This is a genomic window from Nannocystis punicea, from assembly GCF_026965555.1.
Lineage (GTDB): Bacteria > Myxococcota_A > Polyangia > Nannocystales > Nannocystaceae > Nannocystis > Nannocystis punicea.
The window spans coordinates 285958-298501 of record NZ_CP114040.1; the positions used below are offsets into that span (position 1 = coordinate 285958).

Annotated in this window: 7 protein-coding genes and 1 tRNA gene; 6 read left to right on the plus strand and 2 right to left on the minus strand. The window is 69.1% G+C overall.

What is annotated here, in order from left to right:
• Nucleotides 1–476: 476 nt before the first annotated feature.
• Nucleotides 477–1202: a hypothetical protein gene (locus tag O0S08_RS01025; RefSeq protein WP_269037051.1), complete on the minus strand. Its 726-nt coding sequence runs from the start codon at nt 1200–1202 to the stop codon at nt 477–479.
• 25 nt (nt 1203–1227) lie between these two features.
• Between O0S08_RS01025 and O0S08_RS01030 the strand changes: the two genes are divergently transcribed.
• The 6 genes from O0S08_RS01030 (at nt 1228) to O0S08_RS01055 (ending at nt 11197) form a co-directional block, all read left to right on the plus strand.
• A tRNA-Leu gene (locus O0S08_RS01030) sits at nt 1228–1310 on the plus strand.
• A 47-nt stretch (nt 1311–1357) separates the two neighbouring features.
• Nucleotides 1358–2635, plus strand: coding sequence for a NifU family protein (locus tag O0S08_RS01035; RefSeq protein WP_269037052.1), 1278 nt, complete (start codon nt 1358–1360; stop codon nt 2633–2635).
• Between the two features lie 1106 nt (nt 2636–3741).
• Nucleotides 3742–5547 (plus strand): hypothetical protein, encoded by a 1806-nt coding sequence (locus tag O0S08_RS01040; RefSeq protein ID WP_269037053.1) that lies wholly within the window; start codon nt 3742–3744, stop codon nt 5545–5547.
• Nucleotides 5548–5620: 73 nt separating this feature from the next.
• A complete protein-coding gene (locus O0S08_RS01045) occupies nt 5621–9403 on the plus strand; it encodes a BadF/BadG/BcrA/BcrD ATPase family protein (protein WP_269037054.1) in 3783 nt (1260 codons plus the stop codon).
• Between the two features lie 289 nt (nt 9404–9692).
• Nucleotides 9693–10526 (plus strand): hypothetical protein, encoded by an 834-nt coding sequence (locus O0S08_RS01050; RefSeq protein ID WP_269037055.1) that lies wholly within the window; start codon nt 9693–9695, stop codon nt 10524–10526.
• Entirely contained in the window at nt 10523–11197 is a 675-nt protein-coding gene (locus O0S08_RS01055; RefSeq protein WP_269037056.1) for a hypothetical protein, read from the plus strand. Before O0S08_RS01050 ends, O0S08_RS01055 begins: the two co-directional genes overlap by 4 nt.
• A 52-nt stretch (nt 11198–11249) precedes the next feature.
• Here the strand turns inward: O0S08_RS01055 and O0S08_RS01060 are convergent, their stop codons facing one another.
• Nucleotides 11250–12425, minus strand: a complete 1176-nt coding sequence (locus O0S08_RS01060) for a molybdopterin-dependent oxidoreductase (protein WP_269037057.1) — start codon at nt 12423–12425, stop codon at nt 11250–11252.
• Between the last annotated feature and the right edge of the window lie 119 nt (nt 12426–12544).

Sequence of the window (12544 nt, forward strand, 5' to 3'; positions counted from 1 at the left end):
TACTCGGCGAGGGCCTTCGTTCATTGTCACTCGCGCTCGGAGACGCGACGCGAAGGGCGAGAGGGTCCCGCGGTCTTCGTTCGTATCGCCGCTCGCTCCGCGTCGCCTTGACCGGGCCGAGCGCTCCGCCTGCTCCGACGTGAGCGGCTCGTTGCTCGGCCAGGGCCTTCGTTCATTGTCACTCGCGCTCGGAGACGCGACGCGAAGGGCGAGAGGGTCCCGCGGTCTTCGTTCGTATCGCCGCTCGCTCCGCGTCGCCTTGACCGGGCCGAGCGCTCCGCCTGCTCCGACGTGAGCGGCTCCTTGCTCGGCCAGGGCCTTCGTTCATTGTCACTCGCGCTCGGAGACGCGACGCGAAGGGCGAGAGGGTCCCGCGGTCTTCGTTCGTATCGCCGCTCGCTCCGCGTCGCCTTGACCGGGCCGAGCGCTCCGCCTGCTCCGACGTGAGCGGCTCGTTGCTCGGCCAGGGCCTTCGTTCACTGCCCCGGCGGCAGCTCGCTGAGCTCCGGCTTGCCCTGCCCGGGTGGCACGATCTTGGCCTTCTGCTCCGGCGTGAGCGGCTCGTTGCGCAGCACGTCGATGCGGCTGCGGGCCCAGTCGTCGCCGACCACGGAGATCTCGACGCGGTACTGGTTTTCGCCGATCTTGAGGCGCGCGCGGTCGTTGAACCACGTCCACCGGCGCACGCCCTCCGCGGGCGAGTCGGTGCGGGGCTCGTCGGGCAGCTCGAGTCCGACGGCCGCGAGCAGCTGCTTCGGGTCGAACGGGCCGGTTCCTTTCCTGTAGCCGTCGAAGCCGATCGAGGCCGCCACCCCGTCCTCGTACTCGACGCGGAGCCCGGCCCACTCGTCGCCCTTGTCCGCGTAGCGCTGGAGCGCGAAGTTGCATTGAAAGAAAGTCCGCTCCGGCGTGAAGCGGACGCACGTCGAGCGGGCCATGCCCTTGCCCTGGTGCTCGCCGAAGTTGGCCTCGACCGAGGCGACCGGCTGCCCGAGCAGGGCCGGCAGCGGCAGGGGCACGTCGCTGCGCACCTTGCCGAAGGTCGCCGGCGCCGTGGTCTCCGCGACCTTGGCCTCCGCGGGTTTGGCCGCCTCCGCGGCCTTGGCCTCGGTCTTGCCTTCGGGGTTCGCCTGCTGCGACTGCGAACAGCCGATCACCACGAAAGCACACGTCCACGCGCAAAGCCTCTGGAGCGACGTCACGCCGAGATGATACGCTCTGTTCCGCGCGAGCCTGGCGAAATTGGTAGACGCGCTGGATTTAGGTTCCAGTACCCGCCGGGTGTGTCGGTTCGAGTCCGACGGCTCGCAATTGCCCGACTTGACGCCGCCGGCCCCGCCGGCTAAGGCGTCCCCTCGTGATCGGCACGCTCCTCAAGCGCATCACCGTGCATACCCTGGACCGCGTCGTCGAGCGGGGCAAGACTTCGGAGCACGCGCCCGTCCGCCTGGCCGCCGCCGGCCTCGACCGCGTGCGAGGGATCGTCGGCCTCGACCGCATCGATTTGCGCCTCGAGATCCCCAGCTGGGACGGCGGCACGCCCAACCAGCCGATGTGGCAGTCCGACCGCGACAAGCTGCGCAAGTGGCAGCAGGACCGCGGCATCATCAAGCCCGAGAAGGCCGCCGACGCCAAGCCCGCCGAGCCGGTCCTCGTGATCTACTACAAGCGCGGCTGCCCCTACTGCCGGGCCGCGCTCGAGCTGGTGCGCGAGCAGAACCTGCTCGCCAAGACGATCGACTACACCGACAACCACGACCTGCGCACGGCGATCCGCACCAAGACCGGCCGCCGCACCGCGCCGCACGTGTTCATCCGCGAGCAGTGCATCGGCGGCTTCGACGAGCTGCGTGAGCTGCACGAGTCGGGCAAGCTCGTCAAGCTGCTCGAAGATCCGTCGGCCAAGCCGCCCGTGGCCGCGCCGACCGCCGGCGCCGACGACGAGGACGAGGGCGACGGCCGCGAGCTCACCGCGGCTGCCCTCAAGGCCAGGTTGGCCGAGGGCGGCAAGGTCCTGCTGCTCGACGTGCGCGAGCCGTCGGAGTGGGCTCAAACCGGCGTCCTCGCCGGCGCCCGCACCGTCTCGCTCGGCGAGCTCGAGAAGGCCGACGACCTCGACCCGCAGGGCGTGTGGATCGCCTACTGCCGCTCCGGCCGGCGCTCGCTGCAGGCCGCCGAGATCCTCGGTCGCCGCGGCTTCAAGTCGGTCGTGAGCCTGCGCGGCGGCATCGAGGGCTGGAAGGCCGCCGGCGGCCCGACGGTCCCGTACGAGCCGACCACGGCCGCTCCGGCCAAGAAGCCGCCCGTCAAGCTGCCGGTCGTCCACCCGGAGCGCTCCCCGTTCGAGGCCCTGCTCGACGACCCGAACGCCGCCGTCGACAGCGAGCCGCTCGAGGGCGAGGCGCTGATCGCCCGCGTCCGCGAGGTGCTCGAGACGTGCCGTCCGCTGGTCCAGGCCGACGGCGGTGACATCGAGCTGCTCGACGTGACGGCCGACACCGTCGGCGTCCGGCTCACCGGCAACTGCGTCAGCTGCCCGAGCTCGCAGGCGACGCTGAAGCAGGGCATCGAGCGCAAGCTGAAGCAGCAGATCCCGCAGATCAAGGGCATCCGCTCGCCCCAGCTCTCGCCATAGCAGCCGCGCGGCGAGGCGATGCCTCGCAGACCGAGCGGTGCCCGCGGTTCACGAGCGACCGGGCCCGCACCGACACTCGAGGCGACGCACGATCTCTTCCGCACGGCGATATCGACTCGCGCGCGAAGAGTCGCTCGACTCAGGCGCGGTCGGGCCCCGGATCTCGGCTCCGCCGACCGTCACCGCCCCAAGAAGGCCCCCGTGGACGGGGGCCGGGGCGACCTGGACCGAGTTCCGCAGAACGAGGCAATTGCCGCCTCGAAGTGCCCCAGCCGCCTCGAAGTTCGAAGACTGTCCGAACGGACAGGTCATCTTGACACCCGCCTCGCGACCCCGCGCTCAAACTCGAGGCGACACACGATTCTTCCATACGGCGACATCGACTGGCGCGCGAAGAGTCGCTCGGCTCAGGCGCGGTCGGGCCCCGGATCTCGGCTCCGCCGACCGTCACCGCCCCAAGAAAGCTCCCGTGGACGGGGGCCGGGGCGACCTGGACCGAGTTCCGCAGAACGAGGCAATTGCCGCCTCGAAGCGCCCCAGCCGTGCCGAAGTTCGAGGACTGTCCGAGGGGACAGGTCGCCCCGGACACCGGCCTCGCGACCTTCGCCGCGCTTCATCCGGGGCCCGACCGCGCCGTGCGACGTCCGCCTCGAACCCACCGCGCGACCCGTGCTCTCGACTCGAGCCAGCTTCGCGCCGAAGCCGGCGAGGGGCCGTCGAAGCCGTCGTCATGACGTGACGCACCCGTCACCGAGATCGGCACACCCATCCATCCCAGGACTTGCGAGCCGTCCGGCCGCTGCAGGTCATCCTCTTCATGGCGGTCCCCACCGCCGAAAATCCACCGCCTCGCCGCGCCGATTCCTCTCCTGGCGCGCGCCGAATGCCGTTCGGCGCCGCTCTTTCCCGCGCGCGAAATCGCCCAATTCCCACCCTGAGGTCAGGGGTTTCGAAGCCTCGGCTCGGGACGCGCCCGTGGGTCAATTCGCCCCGTGGCGAGCTTTCTTGCGGGTCTTTGGGAAGTGTGCATGACTCTTCCCGGTTGACTGACACCTGTGTCACTGACGACACTGTCAGCCAACTTTTACCGCCCGGCAGGACCAACGATGGCGACCACGACGACGACCCCGACCTCGCAACGCAGCACCTCGCTCAAGATCCTCTCGCAGCCGCAGGTGAAGTCGCTCCTCGATGAAGCGCAGCAGAAGTTCGCCCAGGAGGAGGGCGTGAGCTTCGGCGCCGTCAACATGCACTTCAAGAAGCCGTTCGAGCACACGTTCACGGCGCCGCAGCGGCCGCACACCACGCTCTTGTTCGGCGGCCTGACCTTCCGTCACGAGCACCTGCTGAAGGGTGTGTTCGAGTCGCTGGGCTACAAGACCGCCGTCGTGCCGACGCCGAACGTCGACGCCTTCCAGCTCGGCAAGGAGTACGGCAACAACGGCCAGTGCAACCCGACCTACTTCACGGTCGGCAACCTCGTGCAGTACCTGCAGCACCTGCGCGACAAGCAGGGCATGAGCGTGCAGGAGATCATCGACTCGCACGTGTTCTTGACCGCGGGCGCGTGCGGTCCGTGCCGGTTCGGCATGTACGAGGCCGAGTACCGGCTGGCGCTGCGCAACGCCGGGTTCGACGGCTTCCGCGTGATGCTGTTCCAGCAGAAGGGCGGGCTCAAGCAGGGCGACCTCGAGGCCGGCCTGAAGATGAACCTCGACTTCTTCGCCGGCATGGTCTCGGCGTTCAACTGCGGCGACATCCTGAGCGAGGTCGCCAACTGCATCCGCGCCTACGAGACGACCCCGGGCGCGACCGACAAGGCGGCCAGCGAGTCGCTCGAGTTCATGTACCGGGTCATGCAGCGCAAGCAGCCGGCCGAGCTCGCGGGCACCACCGTCGGCGACCTGCTGAAGGGCAAGAACACCAAGGCGTTCGACATCGCCGAGCAGGCGGTCAAGTTCCTCGACCTGCTGACCAGCGAGGACTACATCGAGCCGCTGCGGCACGTCGCCCGCAAGTTCGACGAGGTCGAGGTCGACCGCCTGCAGCCGAAGCCGATCGTCAAGGTCACCGGCGAGTTCTGGGCCCAGACCACCGAGGGCGACGGCAACTTCAACATGTTCCGCTTCCTCCACAGCGAGGGCGCCGAGGTCATCACCGAGCCGATCGCGACCTGGCTGGCGTACATGCTGTGGCAGACCAAGATCAAGGCGCGCGACCGTCACGGCCTCGTCGAGAAGGCCGACGAGGTCAAGTGGTACGAGCTCGGCAAGCGGGCCCAGCTCGAGGTGGGCTACATGAAGAAGCGCGCGATCGCCAAGGTCGCCGACACCATCTTCCGCCGCGAGTACAGCCGCATGGTCGAGGCGCTCGGCCACATCGCCCACGAGATCGTCGACATGGACGAGATGGAGCGCCTGGGCCACGGCTTCTACCACACCCGCTCCGAGGGCGGCGAAGGCCACCTCGAGGTGTCGAAGAACATCTACTACTCGCACAAGGGCCTGGCCCACATGGTGCTGAGCCTCAAGCCGTTCGGCTGCATGCCCAGCACCCAGTCCGACGGCGCCCAGTCGGCGGTCGTCAACCGCTACAAGGAGATGATCTTCCTGCCCATCGAGACCTCCGGCGAGGGCGAGATCAACGCCCACAGCCGCGTCCAGATGGCCCTCGGCGAGGCCAAGGCCAAGGCCAAGCGCGAGTTCGCCGAGGTGCTCTCCGGCCTCCCGTACAGCCTCGAGGAGCTCAAGGCCTACGTCGACGCCCACCCCGAGATGAAGCGGCCGATGTACCAGTTCCCGCGCCACAACCCGCGCGTGGTCGGCACCGGCGCCAACTTCGCCCTGCACGTCGCCGAGCGCATGCAGGCCGACGGCGTCAAGCCCAAGCAGGTCCGCGACGCCGCCGAGTGAGGCCGGTCCTTCAGGGCAGGTCCTTCGCGCCAGGTTCTTTTCGCCAGGTCTCCGAGAACAGGAACTTCAGAACATGTCCCAGCACAAATACATCGTCGGCGTCGACCTCGGGTCGACCACGGTCAAGGCGGTCGTCGTCGAGGCGGCCACGGACACGATCGTGTGGAAGGACTACCAGCGCCACGAGAGCAAGCAGGCCGACCGGGCGCTGAAGATGTTCAAGGAGATCGAGGAGGCCGTCGGCGACCTCCGCGGCAACGCGCGGATGTTCATCACCGGCTCGGGCGGCGCGACCGTCGGCCGGTGGGTCGGCGCCAAGTTCGTGCAGGAGGTCAACGCTGTCTCGCTGGCGGTCGAGAAGCTGCACCCCGAGGTCAACTCGGTCATCGAGCTGGGCGGCCAGGACGCCAAGATCATCATCTTCAAGCCCGACCCGGAGACCGGCCGCAAGAAGAAGATCCCGTCGATGAACGACAAGTGCGCCGGCGGGACCGGGGCGGTGATCGACAAGATCAACGCCAAGCTGAAGATCCCGGCCGACCTGCTGTGCCAGCAGGGCTACGTCGGCCACAAGCTGCACCCGGTCGCCGGCAAGTGCGGCGTGTTCGCCGAGACCGACGTCAACGGCCTGCAGAAGCTCGGCGTGCCGGCCGACGAGCTGATGGCGTCGCTGTTCGAGGCGATCGTGCAGCAGAACCTGTCGGTGCTGACGCGCGGCCACACGCTGATGCCGCACGTGCTGCTGCTCGGCGGCCCGAACACGTACATCAAGGGCATGGTCGAGGCGTGGAAGGCCAACATCCCGCCGATCTGGCACGAGCGCAACGTGCCGCTGCCGGAGGGCGTCGACCCGGCCGACCTCATCATCGTCCCGCAGAACGCCCAGTACTACGCGGCGATGGGCGCGGTCGAGTTCGGCAAGGACGAGGACGAGCGCGTCGGCGTCTACCAGGGCACCGAGAAGCTGCAGTGGTACCTCACCGAGGGCCGCCTGCTCGAGAAGAAGAAGGCCGGCGCGGCGGGTCTGTCGAAGGACGAGGCCGACCTCGACGAGTTCATGGTCAAGTACAAGCCGCCGAAGTTCGTCCCGAAGGAGTTCACGCCGGGCGAGGACGTGCGGGTGTTCATCGGCATCGACGGCGGCTCGACCTCGTCGAAGGCGGTCATGCTCAACGAGCAGGGCGAGGTGATCCGCAAGGTCTACCAGCTCTCGAAGGGCAACCCGATCGTCGACACCAAGGAGCTGCTGGCCGACCTGCGCCAGCAGGTCGAGGGCGCCGGCTGCACGCTGACCGTGCTCGGCGTCGGCACCACCGGCTACGCCAAGGACATCCTGCGCGACACCCTGCGGGCCGACGCGGCGATCGTCGAGACCGTGGCGCACTGCGAGAGCGCGCTGCACTTCTACGACAACGTCGACGTCGTGTGCGACGTCGGCGGGCAGGACATCAAGATCATCATCCTGAAGAACGGGAAGGTGAAGGACTTCAAGCTAAACACCCAGTGCTCGGCGGGCAACGGCTACTTCCTGCAGAGCACGGCCGAGGGCTTCGGCATCGACGTCAAGCAGTACGCCCAGCGGGCCTTCGGCGCCCAGGCGATGCCGACCTTCGGCTACGGCTGCGCGGTGTTCATGCAGTCCGACATCGTCGACTTCCAGCGCCAGGGCTGGGCGCCCGAGGAGATCATGGCCGGCCTGGCCGCCGTGCTGCCCAAGAACATCTGGTTGTACGTCAGCCAGATCCCCAACCTCGCCAAGCTCGGCAGCAAGTTCATCCTCCAGGGCGGCACCCAGCACAACCTCGCGGCGGTCAAGGCCCAGGTCGACTTCATCCAGGAGCGCTTCAAGTCGAAGGGCACCGAGGCGCAGGTCATCGTCCACCAGCACTGCGGCGAGTCGGGGGCGATCGGCGCGGCGCTCGAGGTGCGGCGCATGGTCCAGCAGCTCGAGCACAAGACCGAGTGGATCGGCATCGACAAGGTCGCCAGCATCGACTTCTCGCAGCGCCGCGACGAGAGCACCCGCTGCTACTTCTGCAAGAACAAGTGCCTGCGCACCTTCATCGACGTCGACCTCGAGATGAAGCAGCAGGAGGCCGAGAAGCGGATGGCGCTGGGCCAGCTGCTGAAGATCCGCAAGCGCGACGACAAGCCCGACGAGGCCGTCGGCACCAAGCGGCTCATCATCGCCACCTGCGAGAAGGGCGAGGTCGAGGACCTCGACTCGATGAAGAAGATCAAGGGCGGCCTCGACCAGCTCAAGAAGAACTACCCGAACCTCGCAGCGAAGGCCGCGAAGGACATCTGGGACGCCCAGAACCCGCCGAACGTGGCCGACAGCGTCGACGACGTCGGCCTCGGCCTGAGCGAGCACCTCGACCTGCCGCCGCAGCTGGCGGAGCACCAGGACAAGGTCGACGGCCTGCTGCGCAAGCTGAACCGCAGCCCGAAGGTCGCCGAGCTGCTGGGCAAGGCCGCGGGCACGCTCGAGAAGGTCGCGGAGAAGGTCGGCAAGGCGGCGCCGCTGGCCGCGGTCACGCGCGAGACGCTGGCCGCCCAGCAGCAGCGGATCGCGCTGATGAAGAAGCGGGCGACGCTGCGGATCGGCATCCCGCGGGTGCTGAACCAGTACTCGCAGAACCCGTTCTTCAGCGCCTACTTCGAGGCGCTCGGGGTCCCGGCGAAGAACATCGTCTACTCCGACTTCACCTCCGAGGAGCTCTACAAGGAGGGCGCCAAGCGCGGCGCGATCGACCCGTGCTTCCCGTCGAAGGTGTGCATCGCCCACATGCACAACCTGGTCGAGACCAAGCACAAGAAGCGCCCGCTCGACGTGATCGTGTTCCCGCAGGTCGACTCGATGGAGACCTGGCTGTCGGGCACGGTCGGCTCGCGCGCGTGCCCGACGGTGGTCGGCTCGGCCGACACGACCAAGGCGGCCTTCATCAAGGAGGCCGACGTGTTCGCCCAGAAGGGCATCAAGCTGGTCGTGCCGTTCGTGCAGATGGCCGAGCGCAAGCTGTGCAAGAAGCAGATGTTCGAGTACTTCAAGGACGTGCTCGGGCTGTCCGAGGAGGAGAACGCCCGCGCGGTCGAGGAGGCGTTCAAGGCCCAGGACGGCTTCTTCGTCGGCCACCGCGCCGACGGGCGCAAGGTGCTGAAGTGGCTCGAGCAGGAGCAGCGGATCGGCGTGGTCCTGCTGGCCCGCCCGTACCACAACGACCCGGGCATGAACCACGAGATCCCGGACGAGCTGCAGAAGCTCGGCTACCCGATCTTCACCGTGCAGTCGCTGCCGCTCGACGAGGACATCGTCCAGCCGCTGTTCCAGCCGGACATCGACGCCGGGTTCATCAAGGACCCGTTCGATATCACCGACGTGTGGAAGAACAGCTACAGCGAGAACACCAACCAGAAGGTGTGGGCCGCCAAGTTCACGGCGCGCCACCCCAACCTGGTCGCGCTCGAGCTGTCGAGCTTCAAGTGCGGCCACGACGCGCCGATCTACACGGTGATCGAGGAGATCATCGAGAACTCGGGCACGCCGTACTTCTCGTTCAAGGACATCGACGAGAACAAGCCGACCGGCTCGATCAAGATCCGCATCGAGACCATCGGCTACTTCCTCAAGCGCTACCAGGAGGACATGCGCCGCCAGATGGCCAAGAAGCAGCGCGTGCAGGAGCGCCTCGAGGAGTACCAGACCGAGCTGCTGCGCCGCATCGAGTCGGCCCAGTCGCGCCTGGCCGCCGAGCAGGCGACAAAGCCCGACGTCGTGCTGCAGGCCGCCGGCCTGCTGCCGCGCCCGACCGCCGGCGGCGTGCCGACCGGCGCGCACCTCGACAAGAAGGGCTGACCTGAAGGACAGGTGAGCGGAGCGACGACCTCCCGCGCGGAGGTCGTCGCTTTTTGCTTGGGCGAGCCGCGGCGATCGGCCGGCGGTCGGCGCATCGGACATGTTCTAAGAGACAGGTCTGGAGCATCGAGCGATGGATAGGTCCAGAGAAGCCGAGCATGGTGGCGTCGCGCGGAGCCGGCGCGTGACGGAACACGACCGTCGTGGCCATGCCCGCCGAGCCTTCATGGGCGTGCTCGCCGGTGCATGCCGAAGCGAGGAACGTGTGGTACATCGAGGTGCGTCGATCATGCGTCGTCGGTCGGGAGCGTTGTGGAAGTCGCTGGTGCCGTCCGCCGTGCTCGGCCTCGCGGCGCTCTTGGTCGCGCCGGCGCCCGCGGAGGCGCTGTCGTGCTGGCAACCCGAGTGGCAGCAGTGGGGCCTGCTGGTGGTCACCGAGGACGTGCCCGTCGACGCGCACCCGTGGCGCTTCTTCGAGTGCGGCGGCTTCGAGCCCGAGAGCTGCATCCTGGAGGCCGATGGCTACTCCGGCTTCGCCGACCCCGTCCGGCACGGCGCCAATTGCGACGTCGACGAGGCGGGCTTCGGTTACTTCATCGAGTACGTGCCGCGAGACCCGCTCATCGCCGGCAAGACCTACACGATGAACTGCGGCACGAGCGGCGTTTTCGACGAGGGGCTGAACGAGTTCACCGTCGGCGACGCCCCGGCCTCGCCTCCCGGCGAGGTGGCGCTGCGAGAGGTCCGCATCGAGCGCGGCAACGACGGCGGCTGCTGCCCCGGCGACGGCGACCAGCTGCTGGTGCGGATCGACGAGCTCGACGCGCCCTACCTGCGCGAGGGCGGGTGGATCGAGCTGCTCTATCCGACCCACGAGGTGTTTCCGATCAGCGTGATCGGGCCGTCGGAGATCCGCCTGCCGCTGACGGCGGGTCCGCTCGAGTTCACGCCGGTCGCCGCGAACGGTGTGCGCGGCGAGACGGTGCGGCTCGAGCCGTCGGAGATCGGCGATCGCGAGGCGGTGTACATCCCGTGCGCCGTCGGGCGCGCGCGCTCGGAGCTGGCGTTGTGGCTGCTCGCGCCGTTGCTGTGGATCGCCGGGCGGCGAAAGAGGCGGTCATGATCGCGCTGGCGCTGCTGCTCGTGGTGCAGGCGCCGACCGGCGCGAGCTCCGGGCCCGTGCCGGCGACCGAGCCGAGCGCACCGGTCGCCGCCGATCCGCCTCCGGTCGCGGAGGAAGGGCTCGCGGAGCCCGTCGCGCCGCTGTCGCCGGTCGCCGCCGATCCGGCTCCGGTCGGCGAGGCACGGCCCACGGAGCCCGCAGCGCCGCTGGCCACGACGGTGGTCGCGGAGCGCCCGGCGCCCGCGCGGGGCAAGTTCGTGTTCGCCTGGCTGCCGAGCGTGTTCACGGGCATCGGCTTCCCGTCGACCGCGCCGGTCACCCTGTTCTTCGGCGGTCGACTGCCGCGCACCTGGGCGCTCGGCTACCAGCTGACCGTCTCGTTCGGCCTGGCCGAGCGCTACCTCAGCGGCCTGCTCGCGCACCGCCACCACCTCACTGCGCTGCACGGCTTCGGCGCCAACCGCCGCGGCTTTACCAGCGTCGGCGCCGGCGTGGCCTTCAACATGCCGCTGCTCCCCGTGGTCGAGGTCGAGGGCCGGATCGGCGTCCGCCTCGGCGACGAGCGCCGCTGGGTGATCGGCGCGCTGGCCCGCCTCGGCTGGGACATCGGCCACCAGGAGCGCGCACCGATGCCGCAGTTCGGCGCGTTCGTCGGCTGGACCATGCTCTGAGGGACATGTTCTTAAAAGCATGCCCGCTAGGGCATGCCCCGAAGCACATGTCCTAAGCGCCAGGCGGCAGGCGGTTCTCGGGCACCGCGACCATGCGCCACTTGACGCGGGTCTGGTTGAAGTGGCCGTGGACGTTGGGGTCGTTGTCGAGGGCCTGGACGTTGCCGTCCTCGTCGATCGCGCGCGAGCCGATCTTGTAGGTGCCGGGGCCGGGCGGCTGCCAGTGGAACTGGAACACCGACCAGGCGCCGTCGATCTCGCCGGAGGCGAGGCGGGCGTCGCGGGCGACCTGCTCGCCGACCGGCTGCAGGCGGGCGCGCTGCCACGACAGGCCGCCGTCGGTGCTGACCTCGACCGCGGCGACCGGGCGCTCGCCGCCCCAGGCGGCCCCGAGCAGCAGCCAGCCGCCGCCTTGCGCGGCGCGGCAGTCGGAGACGATCGACTTGAGGCCGATCCACCGCGCCTGCACGCGCACCCACTTGCCGCCGCGGTGCTCCTTGTTGGTGAACACCAGGCGGTTGTGGATGCCCATGTGCGGGCTCGTCTTGCCCTCGATGTGGCAGAGCCACTTCACGTGCGACATCGAGTAGATCCGCGGCACGATCAGGCGCGACGGGAAGCCGTGCCGGCGCGACAGCGGCTCGCCGTTCATGGTCACGGCCACGATCGCGCGCGCGCGCGTGAGCTCCTCGAGCGACAGGCCGTAGTGGTAGCCGCGCTTGAGGAAGCCGAGGGTGTCGAGGCCGTGGTTGGCGAAATGAGTGGCCGGGCCCGGGCCGCCGCACAGCTCGAGCAGGCTGGCGAAGCTCGGGCCCTCCCACACCGCCTGGCCGCACAGGCCGGCCGAGCCCTGGAGATGGTTGCCGTTGCCGGCACACTCCTGCACGCACACGCGGGTCTCGCGGGGCAGGGCGAGCAGCTCGGGCAGGGTCAGGACGCGCGGGGCGGCGACGCCGGTGATCTGCAGGCGGTAGGTGTCAGGGTCGACCACCGGGTGGACGTGACGGTCGCGGCGGAAGTAGCCCGTGGTCGGCGTGACCAGCTGCGACAGCTGCGCGGGCTTGTTCTCCTCCATGCTGACCATGCGCAGCAGGGCGCGCGCGAGCCGACGGCCGAACCAGGTCGGCATGCCGTCGACGGGCCGCAGCTCGAGCGAGGTCCCCTCCGGCGCGGGCATGCCGGTGGCCTCGAGGATGTCGTGCGCGCCGAGGGTGTCGCCGTCGGTCATCGGAACGGCGTCACGCTAGCCCGGTCCCCGGCCGCGGGCAACGCGGTCGGCCCCGCGACGGCCGTCCGGGCATGTGTCCAAGAGCACGGCCGACGTGGTAGAAGAGGCGCGCACCGATC

Excerpts from the sequence above, each read along its gene's own strand:
- O0S08_RS01040 (WP_269037053.1), top strand. The coding sequence starts at position 3,742 with ATGGCGACCACGACGACGACCCCGACCTCGCAACGCAGCACCTCGCTC.
- O0S08_RS01045 (WP_269037054.1), top strand. The coding sequence starts at position 5,621 with ATGTCCCAGCACAAATACATCGTCGGCGTCGACCTCGGGTCGACCACG.
- O0S08_RS01050 (WP_269037055.1), top strand. The coding sequence starts at position 9,693 with ATGCGTCGTCGGTCGGGAGCGTTGTGGAAGTCGCTGGTGCCGTCCGCC.
- O0S08_RS01055 (WP_269037056.1), top strand. The coding sequence starts at position 10,523 with ATGATCGCGCTGGCGCTGCTGCTCGTGGTGCAGGCGCCGACCGGCGCG.
- O0S08_RS01060 (WP_269037057.1), bottom strand. The coding sequence starts at position 12,425 with ATGACCGACGGCGACACCCTCGGCGCGCACGACATCCTCGAGGCCACC.